12 protein-coding genes are annotated in these 15,991 nt (G+C 65.1%); 7 read left to right on the top strand and 5 right to left on the bottom strand.

Translation table 11 applies throughout. The annotated features are described in order from the left end of the window. Window positions 1–10: 10 nt before the first annotated feature. From NLY36_RS27805 to NLY36_RS27795, 3 genes are all read right to left on the bottom strand, one after another. Complete coding sequence (locus NLY36_RS27805) at window positions 11–1,873, bottom strand: ATP-binding cassette domain-containing protein (RefSeq protein ID WP_081726142.1); 1,863 nt, start codon at window positions 1,871–1,873, stop codon at window positions 11–13. 71 nt (window positions 1,874–1,944) lie between these two features. Further along, window positions 1,945–3,090 (bottom strand): sugar ABC transporter substrate-binding protein, encoded by a 1,146-nt coding sequence (locus NLY36_RS27800; protein ID WP_032886623.1) that lies wholly within the window; start codon window positions 3,088–3,090, stop codon window positions 1,945–1,947. 158 nt (window positions 3,091–3,248) lie between these two features. Further along, window positions 3,249–3,905, bottom strand: a complete 657-nt coding sequence (locus NLY36_RS27795; protein WP_023715137.1) for an SGNH/GDSL hydrolase family protein — start codon at window positions 3,903–3,905, stop codon at window positions 3,249–3,251. A gap of 166 nt (window positions 3,906–4,071) precedes the next feature. On the opposite strand from NLY36_RS27795, the gene NLY36_RS27790 reads away from it, so the two are divergent. From NLY36_RS27790 to NLY36_RS27780, 3 genes are all read left to right on the top strand, one after another. Then, entirely contained in the window at window positions 4,072–5,307 is a 1,236-nt protein-coding gene (locus NLY36_RS27790; protein WP_023685483.1) for an ROK family protein, read from the top strand. 242 nt (window positions 5,308–5,549) lie between these two features. Next, a complete protein-coding gene (locus NLY36_RS27785) occupies window positions 5,550–8,099 on the top strand; it encodes a caspase family protein (protein WP_023705135.1) in 2,550 nt (849 codons plus the stop codon). Window positions 8,100–8,113: 14 nt separating this feature from the next. Next, window positions 8,114–8,419, top strand: coding sequence for a hypothetical protein (locus NLY36_RS27780; RefSeq protein WP_023705136.1), 306 nt, complete (start codon window positions 8,114–8,116; stop codon window positions 8,417–8,419). 24 nt (window positions 8,420–8,443) lie between these two features. On the opposite strand, the gene NLY36_RS27775 is transcribed toward NLY36_RS27780, so the two are convergent. Beyond that, window positions 8,444–8,806, bottom strand: coding sequence for a hypothetical protein (locus NLY36_RS27775; protein WP_023672522.1), 363 nt, complete (start codon window positions 8,804–8,806; stop codon window positions 8,444–8,446). A gap of 134 nt (window positions 8,807–8,940) precedes the next feature. Between NLY36_RS27775 and NLY36_RS27770 the strand changes: the two genes are divergently transcribed. Further along, the gene (locus NLY36_RS27770) at window positions 8,941–11,037 is read left to right on the top strand and encodes an alpha/beta fold hydrolase (RefSeq protein WP_031249098.1); all 2,097 of its coding nucleotides are present in this window, start codon (window positions 8,941–8,943) and stop codon (window positions 11,035–11,037) included. Window positions 11,038–11,046: 9 nt separating this feature from the next. Here NLY36_RS27770 and NLY36_RS27765 read toward each other — a convergent pair whose 3' ends face one another. After that, on the bottom strand, window positions 11,047–11,664 hold the full coding sequence (locus NLY36_RS27765; RefSeq protein WP_023709407.1) for a TetR/AcrR family transcriptional regulator: 618 nt from the start codon (window positions 11,662–11,664) through the stop codon (window positions 11,047–11,049). A 442-nt stretch (window positions 11,665–12,106) separates the two neighbouring features. Here NLY36_RS27765 and NLY36_RS27760 point away from each other — a divergent pair, with 442 nt between their 5' ends. From NLY36_RS27760 to NLY36_RS27750, 3 genes are read left to right on the top strand one after another with little or no spacing between them, the layout of a single operon-like run. Next, entirely contained in the window at window positions 12,107–12,601 is a 495-nt protein-coding gene (locus tag NLY36_RS27760) for a (2Fe-2S)-binding protein (protein WP_023672519.1), read from the top strand. Next, window positions 12,598–13,581 carry an FAD binding domain-containing protein gene (locus NLY36_RS27755; protein WP_023672518.1) on the top strand — a complete coding sequence of 328 codons (984 nt, stop codon included), beginning with the start codon at window positions 12,598–12,600 and terminating at the stop codon, window positions 13,579–13,581. The genes NLY36_RS27760 and NLY36_RS27755 overlap by 4 nt, the downstream gene beginning before the upstream one ends. Next, window positions 13,578–15,878 carry a xanthine dehydrogenase family protein molybdopterin-binding subunit gene (locus NLY36_RS27750; protein ID WP_023735441.1) on the top strand — a complete coding sequence of 767 codons (2,301 nt, stop codon included), beginning with the start codon at window positions 13,578–13,580 and terminating at the stop codon, window positions 15,876–15,878. The genes NLY36_RS27755 and NLY36_RS27750 overlap by 4 nt, the downstream gene beginning before the upstream one ends. Window positions 15,879–15,991 lie beyond the last annotated feature (113 nt).

Below are 15,991 nucleotides of genomic sequence, written 5' to 3'. Positions count from 1 at the left end.
ATCGGCATTCCTACCCAGCGGCCGGCGCCAGCGTCCCGCTTGCCATCAGGCCCCAGAGCTGATCGGCGGTCAGCTGTTTGGCCGAGCCGTCGTAAGCCACCCTGCCGAGGCTGAGCACGACGATCCTGTCGGCCAGCGCCCTGACCGTCGACAGGTCGTGCGTGACCAGGATGACGCCGGTGCCGCTGGCGGCGATCGAACGGATCAGCTTGACGACCTGCGCGGTCTGCTTGACGCCGAGCGCGGCGGTAGGCTCGTCGAGGCAGATCAGCTTGACGTGATCGGCAAGCGCGCGGGCAATGGCGATGGACTGCCGCTGGCCGCCCGACAGCGAGCGCACCAGAACGTTTTCGTCGCGAAGCGTGACGCCCAGCGCGGCAAGCCGGGCACGACACTGCTCGGCGGCCTTTCGGTCGTCGCGAACCGGGAAGACACCGAGCCAACGCCGCGTTTCCTCACGCCCGAGGATCATATTGTGGGCGACGCTGAGGTTCGGGCAGAGCGCCAAATCCTGATAGACGGTCTCCAGGCCGGCGCCGCGTGCATCCTGCGGGCTCCTGAAGGAAATCGGCTGGCCCTCGAGGGTCATCGCGCCGGCATCGGGCTGGATGGCGCCCGAAATAATCTTCACCAGCGTCGACTTGCCGGCGCCATTGTCGCCGAGCAGACAGACGATCTCGCCTTTGCCGACCGTGAAACTCGCCTCTTCCAATGCCGTCAGCGCGCCGTAGGATTTGCGGGCGCCGGCAATCGAGAATGCCGGACCTTGCGGGGCCTCTCCATTGCCCTCCGTCACGGCAGGGCCGGCCGAGGCGACGGCACCATTGTCCGCCACCGTGAAGTTGGTCGCGGCGGCCCGAGCGCGCCGGCCGCGAAAACCGATCGCAGCCTGGTCGGCCACCAACGCCAGCAACAGCATGCTTCCCACCGAAATGGATTGCCACCATGATTGCAGGCCGACGAAGATCAGTCCTGCATTGAGGATGCCGATGGTGGCAACGCCGATGGCGATGCCGAGCGGCCGGCCGGAGCCGCCGGAAAAAGCGACGCCGCCAAGGATCGCGGCGGTGAGCACGTCGAGCTCGAAGCGAACGCCGATGGTCGGCGTGATGCTGCCGAGACGACCGGCGATCAGAACCGAGACCAGGCCGATCAGCAAGCCATTGGCGGCGTAGAGGCCAACCACCGTGCGCCCCACCGGAATGCCGCAGAGTTCGGCTGCGCGCGGGTCGCCGCCTATGGCGTAGAGCCTCAAGCCGGTGACCGTGCTGGTCAAGATAAAGGCTCCGATGACAAAGACAGATGCGGCGATGATCACGGTGTACTGGATGCCGAAGATCTTGCCCCGCCCCAATTCGAGCAGAGCCTCGGGAAAACCATAGACCGCGGTGCTGGAGACGACGAAGGCAAGGCCGCCATAGAGCGCCAGCATCGCCAGCGTGACGATCAACGGCGAGATGCTCAGCCTGCGCACCAGCAGACCGTTGAGCAGACCGAGCAAAAGGCCGAGACCCAGGCCGACGCAGATTGCCAGCGGCGCGCTCTGCGTCGCCACCGCAACCTTGGCAGTGATGATGCCGATCAAGGCGACCATGCTGCCGATGGAGAGGTCGACATAGCCGGCGATCAGCAGCGCGGAGGTGCCGAGCACGGCGATCAGGATCGAGGTCGAGTTGACGCCGATGACGACGAAATTGTCGAGGCTGAAGAACGATTTGTTCAACAGCGAGAAGGCGATGATCAAGCCCAGCGCGACCAGCGCCAGCCCGATGCGGCCAGACGCTTCGCCCGGCGCCTTGACGCCCGGCAGCAAGGATGAAAACCGGCCCGTTTGCAGCGGTGTCGTCCCCGTTCGAAGGCTGTCTGTGCTCATGCTTGCCTCTCACTGAAGCGGGCGGTTTCAGGTCAGGCTGAACCGCCCGTATCGCGCGGGAAAAACAGGCGCTACTTTGCCTCGGATGACCAGGGGAAATTCACATACTGGTCGCGCGTATCGTAGCAGATGTTGCCGTACATCCTGAGATAGATATCGCGGCGCTTCGGGTCCTTGTAGACCGCGGCCGGGTCGGCGACATCGGCCTCGTACTGGGCCATGTAGTCGCTGGTCAGCGCCACGGGCAGGATATCCATCGCCTGCGGGATGCTCTTGCCCTCCAGCCAGTCGGCCGCGTGCTGGCCCATGGCATAAGCGAAGACTGGCGACGCCAGGCTGATGCTTGCCTTGTAGGGACCGCCGCCTTTCTTGATCGCGGCGACTGCCTCCGGTTCGCCGTCGATGCCGCCAAGGAACTGGTCCGGCCGCGCCTTGCCCGCCGCTTCCAGGGCAGCCAGCGCGCCGAGCACGACCGTGTCGGCGCCGAGCACGACATCGACGTCGGGATGGGCCTGGAGAATGGTGCTCATCGTGGCAAAGCCGCCTTCCTTGTTGACGGGATTGGGTGAGATGTCGGCGACGATGGTGACATCAGGCATGGCCTTGAAGATGTCGCGCATGGCGGCAAAGCGCGGCGCCAGGAATTCCATGCTGTCATGGGACAGGATGACGACATTGGCCTTGCCGCCGAGCTTGTCCTTTATGTAGGCTGCGGCCGCTTCGGCCAGCACCTTGCCGGTCTCGTATTGCGGCGCATTGAGCAGCGACGTGGCTGGCGGCGGCACGATGGTGCCGACATAGGCGCCCGACCAGATAAGCTCCTGCAGGCTGCGGCTCATGGAGGCCGGGTCCACAGGCGCCGCCACCAGACCGCCGATCTTGGAGGCGAGAAACAATTGCACCTGCTCGACCCCCTTGGCGGCGTCATTGTTGGCAAGCGCGCGGCGATATCCCAGCCCGCGATCCTTGGCGGCGGCGGCCAGGCCGCGGTCGACGCCCTGCATGAATTCACGCTCGTTATCCTGCGCGAAGGCCAGCACCTTGTTCAGGCCGGGCGGTGGGCTGCAGGCCGGCGCCTTCGGATCGAACGGCGCAAATACCGCCGGCTTGGTGAGCCCGGCCGGGCCGTCCTGCGCGCCTGCCAGAATGGTACCGCCCGCGAGCACACCGGCAACGCCGAGCAGCGTCGCCAGCATCATGTTCCTGTCAGATCGCATTTCACTTCCTCCCTGTCGTTGATTGTTGCCGCGCATCGCAAGCCTCGCGGTCGCTACTCTTCCCAGTCTCCCCAGATACCCACCTTCCCGCTCGCAAGTCAAAACTTTTTCCAGTGGAATTAATTAATCAGAGATAGTCGGGTGACTCGCCCACGCGATCACGCCTTGCCGATCAGCGACTGGACGACTTTGGCCAATTCCGTGCCGAGCACGCGATGCGCGTCGCTGTCGAGGTGAATGCCGTCTACCGCGCTCGACTCGACGACATCGCCGGCGTTGAAGAACGCGGCGCCGGCGCGCCGGGCGGCATCACGGAACAAGCCGGCAAAGTGCATCGACTTTGAAGCGCCGCCCAGGAACATCTGGCCGAACCAGTCGACCTCCAGCATCGGCGGCGGCGCAACAATCAGGACCGCGGGCGCCACGCCTGCGGGGCCAGCTTCGCTGCGCAGCACAATTCTGGCCAAGATCTCAATAGAATCAGCGACATCATTCGGCGTTACCGAGAACCTATGCTTGAGATCGTTGGTGCCGAGCATAAGGATGACGAGGTCGAGCGGCATATGCGTTTCCAGGCACACCGGGAGCGATTTGAGCCCGTTCTTGTGGAGACCTTCGATCGGATCGTCGTGCACGGTGGTGCGCCCGCCCTGCCCTTCTTCGATCACATCCCATCCGCTGCCGAGCTGGCGGCGCATGATGCCCGGCCAGCGCCGGTCGGGCGTGAAGCGGTGCCGTCCGACCCGGGCCAGGGTGGGAATGGCGCCATAGGTATTGGAATCGCCAAAGCACATGATGGTCCGGGTCTGCGTCACGGCATTGCTCCTCCAGGCCTGCATACTTTGAACGACAGCGGGCCGGCCGGCGTCAACTACATTTTTCCATCGGGTGGATTTAAATGTTGCCTTGCCAGGCCCGCATTGCTACGTCAGCGCTTTGATCGGCTCGCCTTGCGGCCAAACTCCTTGCGCAGGGGAAAGCGTGACCGGAACCAGCTTCTTCAGTCTCGAAAAGATCGCCGAGGGCCGCAGCGGCGGAACCACGCAGGCCGAGAGCCGCATCTACAACGAACGCCTGATCGTCTCGCTCATCCGCCGGCACGGGCAGCTGGCTAAGACCGATTTGACGCGGCTGACCGGGCTGGCCGCGCAAACCATCACCACCATCGTCAACCGCGCCGCCGACAACAAGCTGCTGCTGCGCCTGGAGCCTTTGCGCGGACGGCTGGGGCAACCCTCGGTTCCCTATGCGTTGAACCCGAAAGCCGCGTACGCCTTCGGCCTCAAGGTCGACCATCGCAGCGCCGATGTCGCCCTGGTCAATTTCGTCGGCGACGTGATGTCGTTCGAACGCACACTGTTCGACTATCCGACGCCCGTCGAGGTGATGAAATTCGCCAAGGGCGCCATCGCGCGCATGTGCCGCAAGCACAGATCGATAGAGCAAGACCGCATCGCGGGTCTTGGCATCGCCTCGCCATTCCATCAGTGGAACCTGAGCGAAGAGGGCGCGGTGCCGGCGAGCAGGCTGGATGCCTGGAGGGAAATCGACATTCGCGCCGAACTGGACCGGGCGTTCGACTGGCCGGTGTTCCTCTACAACGACGCCACGGTGTCGGCCGCGGCCGAACTGATGTTTGGCGCCGGCGGATCGCGCGCCGACTTTCTCTATGCCTATGTCGGGCACTTCATCGGCGGCGGCCTGGTGCTCGATCATCACTTGTTCCCCGGCCGCAACAAGCTGGCCGGGGCGCTAGGCGACATGCCGGTGCCCGCGCCGGGGCGCAGGGGCGACCGGATGACGCCTCTGCTGCGCGTCGCTTCGCTGCATTCGCTGGCCGGCAAGCTCAACGACCAGGACAATGGGGAGAAGGACGCCGGCCGCATCTGGTCGTCGCCCGACGATTGGGGCGACCTTGGAGAGCCGGTCACCGCGTGGATCGATGAGGTTTCGGACGGGCTTGCCTATGCCGCCCGCAGTGCCGTTGCCTTGCTCGACATCGACAATGTGGTGATCGATGGCGCCATACCCAATGGCGTGCGCAAGGAGATCGCCAAGGCCATGCGCAGAAAGCTGGCACGGATCCTTGTCGATCGCCCCGAGCCGTTCTCCGTCATCGAGGGGACGTTTGGCCATCTCGGCCCCGTTATCGGCGGCGCCAGCATTCCGTTGCTGGTGAAATATTCGAACGACAAGGAACTGCTCTTCAAGGAATAGGCGCGCAGCCGCCGGCACCAGGCATTCCCCAAACAGCGAACTGTGAGACTTGTCACATACCTGCTCGTGAAGCGCGTGCTACTTGCACCCTGCGGTCGGTCGACGCCGAAAGAAATCGCCTGCCATGGTCTGGCGGTGACGGGCCTTTCACTTTATGCTGTGGCAGGTTGCGTACTCTCAACGGACCTTGATGCCGCAAGCGGTGTTCTCGTCGGCGTCAGGCCGCGACCAGGAGTTTTGTCATGCTCCGACTTTGCGGATTCATCGCGGCCTTCATCCTTGCCGGCTTCACAAGCTTCGAGGCCTGCGCCGATCGAAGGGTCGCGCTCGTCATCGGCAATTCCGATTATCGCGACATCCCGGCGCTGAAGAACCCGGCCAAGGATGCCCAGGACGTATCGGCCACGTTCCGGCTGGCCGGCTTCGAGGTTTTCGTCGCCGAGAACCTCACCAAGCAGCAGTTCGAAGGCCAGTTCCGGGACTATCTGGCCGCCGCCGACGGCGCCGATCTCGCCGTCGTCTACTATTCCGGGCACGGCTTTCAGATCGGCGGCGAGAATTTCCTGATACCCGTCGACGCCTCGTTGAAGAAGGCGGCCGACATCGAGGTCCAGGCCATCAAGCTCAACGACGTGCTGGAGCAGCTGCGCTCGAAGTCGAAGATCCAGGTGATCATCCTCGATGCCTGCCGCAACAACCCCTTCCCGCGCAACAATTACTGGCTGCGCGACCAGCTTGTCACCGCCGGCAATACCGGGCTGGCGCAGGTGCGAAGCTCGCTCAACACGCTGATTGCCTTCGCCACCGAACCAGGCGCGGTCGCCTATGACGGCAGCGGCGACCTCAGCCCGTTTTCATCGGCCTTTTCGCGGCGCGCGCTGGCGCCGAACCAGGAGATCCGCACGGTCATGTCGGCGGTGCGCCGCGATGTCGTGCAGGCCACCAACGGCATGCAGGTGCCCTGGGAAAATTCCTCGCTGATCGATGACGTGGTGCTGGTGCGCCGCAACAACCGGCCTTCGCTGCCGCCAGTGCTGGAGAAGGTAGTGCTCTCGGGGGTCGGTCCTGTCGCTCTCGGCCTGCCGGAGCCGGTCGATGTCGATGGCGGCGCTATCAGCGTCAGCATCGAACGTCCGCCGGCAATGGGCCGTCTGGTGCTGGACGGCAAAGACGTCGCGGTGGGCGAACCGATCGCCGGCAAGGACCTGCCGCGCCTGCAAATGGATGTCCCCAAAGGCGCCGCCACGCAGGACGAGGTGGATATGCTGGCCTATGCCACGCATGACAATTGGGGCGGCGGGAGCCAGGGCATACTCGTGTTCCGCGTCAAGAGCGGCGAAGGTGCGGCGGGTCAGCAGATCATGGCTTCGCTCGAGGCCGAGCAGAAGCAGCAGGTGCTGGATCGCGGCATCCACATCACCGGCGCTGCCGAAGCGATCGAGAACCGCAAGCTTGATATTCCCGTCGGCGTCGGCCCGGTCGCGCTCAATCTGGATTTCCCCACCGACGATCCGGCGGTCAGCCTGAAGGTCACGGGGTATCCGGCAACGGGAACGCTGTCATTGCCTGATCGAACCTTGTCGCCGCAATCCAGCCTTCTGGCCGGTGAAGTCGACCATCTCCGTTACGAGCCGCAGATCGGCGCCGGCGCGCCGGTCGAGGTCGGCTTCGAAATCCGGGCCGACAGCAGCTCGGCTAAGCCCGCGACAATGAAGCTGTCGCCGACGGTCGATGCCTGCGATACCGCCGCCGGCGAGCCTCTCGACCTGCAAGGGGTGGTGCCCGGCCTGCTGCCGAACGAGATCGGCGCCGGTGCGGTGGCAGCCTGCGAGGCGGCCGTGAAAACCTATCCAGACGTCGCCCGCTTCCACTACGAGCTCGGCCGCGCCCTGCTTGCGGCAGGCAGGGTCGGCGAGGCCAGGTCAGCCATCGAGGACGCCGCCAAGAAAGGCCATGTGCGCGCCGTCTTCGAACTCGGCTATCTCAACGCAACCGGAACCGGAACGACCATAGACCGCACCCAGGCCAACGCTCTCTACAAGGCTGCCGCCGACAAGGGTGATCCTTACGGTATGACCTCGTGGGGACGCGCGCTGTTCAATGGCTATGGCGTCAACCGCGATACGGCCAAGGGCCTCGACCTGCTGCTCAAGGCGGCGGCCATGGGGCACACCTATGCCATGAACGATCTTGCCGCCATCTTCACCGAGGGCCGCAATGGCGTGCCTGCCGATCCGGCCCGCGCCGTCGCCTTCCTGCAAGCGGGGGTGCAGCGCCAAGACATGTATTCGATGAACCTGCTCGGCCGCAATTACCTCGCCGGCCAGGGCATCGACAAGGATCCGAAGACGGCGCAGGCCCTGTTCCAGCAGGCCACCGATCTTGGCCAGCCCTACGCGCCCGGCAGCCTCGCCCGCATGTACAGGGATGGCGCCGGTGTGCGCCAGGACCCGGCGGAAGCGCAAAGGCTGTTCGAACTGGCGACCACGCGCGGCGATCCGTCGAGCGCCTATGATCGCGCGGCGCTTGAAATGGCGAAAGGCGACAAGGCCGATCAGGCTGTCGCGGTGCGCTTCCTGGCATTCGCCGTCGCGCTCGATCTGCGCAAGGAGCTGCCGGACGCCAAAAAGGGCCTGGCGCAGTTCGGCACCAAGCCGAAAACGGCAGCTTTGGACGCCCTGCGTCGAGAGCTCAAGTCGAAGATTCCCGCGTCCGGTTCGCTGGACACGCAACTGGTCAATGCGGCCCGGGGGGTCTGGGAAGAAGCCAATCCGCGTCGGGATTTGTTCTGAACAATAAGGAGGCCATGGTGGGCAAGGCATTCAAGCAGACATTCGGGCAGGCATTCATCGGGATAATTCTATCCGGCGTTCTGGCCGGGCTCATGGGCTGCACCTCGGTGTCGCCGATGTTTGAGCCGGCGCCGCCGGTGAACCATCGCAAAGTGGTTCGCGTAGCACCTCAGCCAAAGGTGGTCAGATACAAGAAGGCGGCCACCGGCAAAGTGGTCAAGCCGGCCGAGGAGATCCCGCAAAAGCCGCCCGTGATTCCTTCTCTCGGCGGCAGCGGAGGCGGCGGTGGGGCTGGCGGCGGCGGCGGCGGTTGGGGATGAGATCGTCGACCAAGGGCGCTGCACTCAGCGGCCCCAAAGGGTCTTGCTAAATTCCGCATGAGCCTTGGACAACGTCAAGCCGAAATCGTCCATCCCTGTCGCGGCATCGGTTGGCCAGCGGACAATTCGGCGCAGCGCTGCACGGAAAAGGCAGCGGACGAACGCTGCCAGTGCAGAGGCCACGACCGCCGCCGGATCGAGTCTGCGAGCCGCCAATGCCCGATGGGCCTGTTGTGTTTCGAGATAGCGGGCCAGCGCAATATCGTGACGCGATGGTGCGCCAAGCTCCTGCCGGTCGCGCCCGGGGTCGTCATGCCAGATGGGCCACTCGGTCGGGCCAGGGTGATGCACGGTATCCTCCTGCGAAAAGAGATCCAGTGCGAACAATCTCCTCAAGCGCCGTGAGCAACGCGTGGGAACCTGCGTGATGGAATCGTGAAAAGCGCCTCGGCGGCGGAATAAGTGTTGAAATGGACCGAGCTTGAGCGGATCGTCGTCGCGCTGTGACCGTGGCGGATCCGATGACCGGACCTTATCTTCACCTGCTGGGTGGTTTCGACTTTGCTGGCGTCGGGGCCACGGTTCCAGCCATCAGCCGCAAGGCGCGTGCGATGGTCGCCTATCTCGCGCTGCAGTCGGGGCATTCGCAGTCGCGCGAGAAGCTGGCGACCCTGCTCTGGGGCATCAACAGCGAGGCGCAGGCGCGAATGAGCCTGCGGCAAGCGGTATCGTCTGTCAGGAAGGCCATGCAGACGTGCGGCGGCGGCCGCTTCCTCACCGATGGCAACAGCGTCGCTCTGCATCTCGACGGCCTTGATTTCGACGTCGCGCGGTTCGAGGCGCTGGTCGCCAGCCCGGCACCCGAAGACCTCGAACTGGCGCTCAATGTCTACCGCGGCGACCTGCTCGACGGCTTCGGCCTGAAGGAGGAGCCATTCGAGGACTGGCTGAGGATCGAACGCGAGCGGCTGCGGGCACTGGCCGTCGCGGCGCTCGACAGGCTCGTCGCGCATTATGCCGCGACGAACGATCCTGCCGCATGCGTGCGCGCGGCGGCGCGCCTGCTGGCCATGGACCCGTTGAGGGAGGATGTCCACCGTGCCCTGATGCGCGCCTATGCGGCGCAAGGCAGGACCAATCTCGCGCTGAAGCAATATGAGCACTGCCGCACCGCGCTTCTACGCGATCTCAAGCTGCAGCCGGAGCCGGAGACGCGGCAATTGTTCGAGACGCTGCGCACACGCCGCACAATGGCGCCGGCACGGCCACCCACGACTGATGCGGATGACGCTACCGGCTTCAGCCACGAACTCGCAGCCCCCCCGACCCACTATGTCAAATCGGCCGGGATCAACATCGCGTATCAGGTGACCGGCGAGGGTCCGGTCGACCTGATCCATGTGCCGGGATGGGTCTCCAACCTCGACCACGCCTGGGGCTCGCCGCGGCTTTCGCATGTGCACCGGCGGCTCGGCACTTTCTCGCGCCTAATCCGCATGGACAAGCGCGGCACCGGGCTCTCGGACCGCAATGTCGGTCTGCCGACCCTGGAAGAGCGGATGGAAGATGTGCGGGCAGTGCTGGATGCGGTTGGCTCGAAGCGCACGGTGCTTTTCGGCAGCTCCGAGGGCGGCCCGATGTGCATGCTGTTCGCGGCGACCTATCCCGAGCGCACAGCGGCACTCGTGCTCAATGGGGCCTACGCCCGCGGCAGGTGGTCACAAGACTATCCGTGGGCGAAGACAAGCGAGCAGGTGGAAGAGGATCTGGCGATCGTCGAGAAAGAATGGGGAGCGGCGGCGGATATGAGCAACGCGGCGCCCAGTCTGATGAGCGACACGTTCGAGACAGAATGGTTCGCCGCCTATCTCAGGAATTCTGCCTCGCCCGCCGACGCGATCGCCCTGTGGCGCTGGGGAGCCGAAATCGATGTTCGCGACATTCTGCCTGCTGTCCATGTTCCGACACTGATCATGCAGACGACTGGCGACGGCTGGGTGAAGCGGGAAGAAGGACGTTACCTGGCGACGCACATCGAGGGCGCCCGATACATTGAGTTCGCCGGCCGCGACCACGTCATCTGGGGCGAGAATTCCGATCGGATCGTCGACGAGATCCAGGCTTTCGTCACCGGCGCCTTGCCGGCGGCCCCAGGCGAACGGCTGCTTGTGTCGGTGCTGTCCCTCGATATGACGGGCTCGCCTTTCGGCATCGACCCGGCCGAGCGGCACGCCGAAGCGCTCCGTGGCGAACTCCTCGCGGCCGAAGGCAGAGAGATCAGCCGATCGGACGGCAAGGTGCTCGCGGTGTTCCAGCGGCCAACGCGGTCGATCCAGTGCGCGATCGCCATCCGCGATCGCTTGCGGCAATCCGGTGTCGAGGTCCGCTCGGCGGTGCATATCGGCGAGTGCGAGCAGCGGGGCCATCAATTTTCAGGCGCGGCGATCGAACTGTCATCGCGTCTGCTTGACCATGCGCGGCCGGGCGAAATCATCGCATCAAGGACGGTGCGCGATCTCGTGGTCGGCTCCGGCCTGCGGTTCGAGGAGCGTGGCGAAATGGCGGCAAGCGGGCTGCCCGGCGCGTTTCGGTTCTATGCGGTCGATGGTTCGGCTTGAGCCGCTAGGTCACCTCTTCCCTGCCCCGAACCGCAGCCCGTCCATCAGCAGCTTGACCAGCCGGCGCGAGCGGTCGCGCCAGTCCTTGGTGTCGGGGGCCGAGTAGATGCCGCCGAGTGCGTGCAGCACATCGGAGGCGTCGACGTCGCTGCGGATCGAGCCTTCGGCCACCGCCGCCTCGACCAGTTGCCGCAAGGCCAGCGACACCCGGCCCGACATGTCGGAGAACACGGCGGAATTGGTGTTGAACAGGATGCGCAGGCTGGCCGCCAGGCCGCGCTTGGTGGCGATGTAGTCGACGAAGCGCTGCATCCACTGTTCCAGCGCCATGTCGGCCGAATGGTGGCTGGCGAGGTCATCGGCCGCCGCACAGAGCGCCTCGACTTCACGCCGGTAGACCACTTCGACCAGATGCTCGCGGGTTGGGAAATGCCGGTAGAGCGTGCCGATGCCGACGCCGGCCTGGCGCGCGATCTCCTCCAGCGAGGCATCGACACCGTGCTCGGCAAAGGCCGCTGCCGCAACCTCGACCAGCCGGTCGCGGTTGCGCTGCGCATCGGCGCGCAGCGGCCTTGGCGCTGCGGCTTCGCGCTTCTCGTCGGCAATTGCTTGCGACTGCTCGGTCAATTTTTTCTCCACTGTCGATATATGGGGGCTTGAACCCAAAGGGGTAAGTCCCCAACTAGATAAACGGAGGCGCCTCCGTTTTAGTGGAGCAGTCTTATCATATAATCAGGGGAGCCGGTATGTCACGTGTTGAGATTGTGAAGACTGAAGCATCCCTGCCCGCTGGAGAGTTGGGGCGGCAGAGCTGCCAATCTCCCCACTCGTGGGGGAGATGTCCGGCAGGACAGAGGGAGCGCTGTCCCGCCGACCAACACCCGCTTGGAAAGGTCTATTTCGACGCATGTAAATCGGGAACGTCGCATTCCTTCGCGCCCCCCTCTGCCCTGCCGGACATCTCCCCCACAAGGGGGGAGATTAGGCGCACCGTCGCCTCTTCCCTTGTCCTCTCCCACTCGAGCCCATTTCAATCCCCTAGCGTCAAGCAACTGGAGCCAGACGCCTCATGACCGACCAAACCAAATCCACCACTATCCCAATCCGTCTCACCATCAACGGACACAGTCACGAACTGCAGGTCGAGCCGCGCGTCACGCTGCTTGACGCCTTGCGTGATCGCCTCGACCTGACCGGCACCAAGAAGGGTTGCGACCAGGGCCAGTGCGGCGCCTGCACGGTGCATGTCGAGGGACAGCGCGTGCTGTCCTGCCTGACGCTTGCAGCACAGGTCGAAGGCCGCGAGATCACCACCATCGAAGGATTGGCCGGCGATGACGGCACGCTCAACGCGGTTCAGGCTGCTTTCCTCGACCAGGATGCTTTCCAGTGCGGCTACTGCACGCCGGGACAGATCATGTCGGCGGTCGCCTGCATCCGCGAGGGCCATGCCGGCTCGGATGACGAGATCCGCGAATACATGGCCGGCAATCTGTGCCGCTGCGGCGCCTATCCGCACATCGTTGCCGCCGTGCGCCAGGCGGCACTGGAGGTCGCGTCATGAGGGATTTTTCCTACGTTCGCGCCGATAGCATCGATGCGGCACGACAGGCAGCCGCCCTGCCTGGGGCCATGCTGCTTGCCGGTGGCACGACGCTGGTCGATCTCGCCAAATGCGGCGTGGCCGAACCCGACAGCCTGGTCGACATCACCCATCTCAAAGGGCTCGACGCCATCAAGGTCGACGCTGACAGTGCCATGATCGGCGCGCTGGCCAAGATGAGCCACGTCGCCGACCATGCCGAGATCAAGACCCGCTTTCCCGCGGTCTCCGAAGCGCTGTGGCAGGCGGCTTCCGCGCAACTGCGCAACATGGCGACCATCGGCGGCAATCTGATGCAGCGCACGCGCTGCCCCTATTTCCGCGATCCCGCGAATTTTTCCGCCTGCAACAAGCGCTCGCCCGGCACCGGCTGCTCGGCGATCGGCGGCGTCACCCGCGGCCATGCCGTGCTCGGCACCAGCGACGCCTGCATCGCCATGTATCCCGGTGACCTCGCCACCGCGCTGGTCGCCTTCGATGCCGTGGTTCATCTTGGCGAACGCCAGGTTGCCGTCGACGACTTCTTTCTCCTGCCCGGCGCCACGCCCGACAGGGAACATGCCATCCAACCGGGCGAGATGATCACCGCCATCAGCATACCGGCTTCCGGCACGGCCCGGCGTTCGACCTATCTCAAGATCCGCGACCGGCAGTCGTATGAGTTCGCGGCTGCAAGTGCCGCAGTCGGCATCGACTTCGAAGCCGATGGCCGCACCATTCGCGACCTGCGCGTCGCGCTGGGCGGCGTCGCGACGAAGCCGTGGCGGGCGCACGCCGTGGAAGCGGCGTTGAAGGGCAAGGTGCTCAGCGAAGACAGGGTGCGGGCAGCCAGCTTGCTCGCCGTGGAAGGGGCCATCGGCCACGGCGCCAACCACTACAAGATCGAACTGGCGCCGCGCGTCGTCGCCCGCGCCATCCTCAAGACGGGAGCCATGGCATGACCATTCACGACCCCAGGACACGGCACGGCGACGCTTCGGACGGCACTGCCGATCAGGTTGGCGGGCGGCTGTCGCGCGTCGACGGCCCGGCCAAGATTACCGGTGCGGCAAAATATGCCGTCGAGCAGCAGCTCGACGGGCTAACCTACGGCGTCCTGGTCGAAAGCACGATCGCATCAGGCAAGGTGCGCTCGATCGACACGTCAGCCGCCGAGGCGGCACCTGGTGTGCTCAAGGTGCTGACGCCGGACACCATCATGCCGCTGAAGACTGCATCGGACTGGTTCGGCACACCGCCGCCGGACAAGCCCTACTGCCCGCTGGCGCGCGATATCACCTTTTCGGGCCAGCATGTCGCCGCGGTCATCGCGGAGACCTTCGAGCAGGCCGTTGCGGCCGCAGCCCTGGTCAAGGTCAGCTATGACGAGACGCCGGCCATCGTCGACCTCAGCGACGCCAAGGCGGGCGACGGCATTCCGATCGCCGCCATGACCAAGGAATGGGGCGATGCGCAGGCCGCTTTCGCCGCTGCCCCGGTGCGCGTCTGCGGCGCCTACAACACGCCGCGCGAATATCAGGCGCCGATGGAGCCGCATGGCCTCATCGCCCGCTGGGAGGGCGACAAGCTGACCGTGTGGGAACCAAGCCAGTGGCTCGACGGTATGGCCCGCACCTATGCCGAATGGTTCGGCCTGCCTTTCGAGAATGTGCGGCTGGTCTCGCCCTATATCGGTGGCGGCTTCGGCTCCAAGGCGCTGGCGCTCGGCCACGGCGCGGTAGCGGCTGCCGCAGCCAAGATGCTGGGACGGCCCGTGAGGGTGGTCATGACTCGGCCGCAGACTTTTACCGGCTATGGCGGCCGCGCCGCGACCCGCCAGACGGTGACGATCGGCGCCGACCGTGACGGAAAAATCCAGTCGATCGTGCATCGCGGCGTCAATGAAACGTCGATCGACGGCATGTGGGTCGAGCCTTTGGGCGTGGTCACCTCGATCATGTATGCGACGCCCAACTTCTCCTCGAAGCAGAATGTCGTGCGGGTGAATTCGGTGGTGCCTGGCGCGATGCGCGCGCCGGGCGAAAACCCTAGCGCCTTCGGCATCGAAAGCGCCATTGACGAGCTCGCCTACGAGGTCGGCATCGATCCGCTGGAGATCCGGCTGAGGAATTACGCCGAGCAGGATCCGCACGCAAAAAAGGCTTGGTCGACGCGGCAGTTGCGCGAGGCTTTCGCGGCTGGCGCCGAACGCTTCGGCTGGGCCCAGCGCACGCCCAAACCGCGTTCGATGCGCGACGGCAACCAGCTGATCGGCTGGGGCGTCGCCGCCGGCACCTATCCGGTACGGCGCGCTTACGGCGAGGCCATCGTGCGTATCCTTGCCAACGGCTCGGTCGAGGTCGAAAGCTCCTCGATCGACATGGGCCAGGGCACCTACACGATCCTTGCGCAGACAGCGGCCGAAACGGTAGGCGTGGCGGCCGACCATGTCGTGGTGAAGCTCGGTGATTCCCGGTATCCCCGCGCCGGCGTCGCCGGCGGGTCGCGGCTGGCCGGCGTGATGACGGGCGCGGTCTACAAGGCGGCGACATCGGCGCTCGACCAGCTTGTCGGGCTGGCGATCAGCGATCCGCGCTCGCCCTTCCACGCGCTGCAGGCCAACACGCTGGTCGTCGCCAATGGCCGCATCAGGTCGCCGCGCGGCGATGGTCCCGATGTCTCGATCGCCGACCTGCTGGCCAGCGTCGGCCGCGACCGCATCGAGGCCACCGGCGACACCATGCCGGCGAACTCGACCGCCGAGGATCGCTACAAGAACTACACCACCATCGCGGCGGCGCTGCCGCACACCGAGGGCGACTATTCGCGCCACTCCTGGTGCGCGCATTTCATCGAGGTGCGCGTCGACGAGGATTTCGGCACCGTGCGCGTGTCGCGCGTGGTATCGGCGCTGGATTCGGGCCGGCTCTACAACCCCAAGCTGGCCGAAAGCCAGTGGAAGGGCGGCATCATCATGGGCATCGGCCAGGCGCTGCTTGAAGAAGGCATTGTCGACCGCAGGCATGGCCGCATCGTCAACAACAATCTCGGCGACTATCTGGTGCCGACCAATGCCGACATCCCCGATATCGAGGTCATCTCGGTCGGCGTTCCCGACCTGCACTCTTCGGTGCTCGGCGGCAAGGGTGTCGGCGAACTGGCCATCGTCGGCGTAGCGCCGGCGATCGCCAATGCGGTGTTCCATGCGACGGGAAAAAGAGTGCGGGACTTGCCGATCACGCTGGAGAAGTTGATCTAGGAAGCGGCGTGCGTAATCTCCCCCCTCGAGGGGGAGATGTCGCCGAAGGCGACAGAGGGGGTCGCCTCTCGTAGAGCGCCAACCTCCTTCCGCCGCAGTAGGTCGAGCCCGGT

Source organism: Mesorhizobium sp. C399B (assembly GCF_030323185.1).
Lineage (GTDB): Bacteria > Pseudomonadota > Alphaproteobacteria > Rhizobiales > Rhizobiaceae > Mesorhizobium.
The sequence above is the reverse complement of the archived record's forward strand: the minus strand, read 5'-3'. Positions and strand labels throughout refer to the sequence as shown.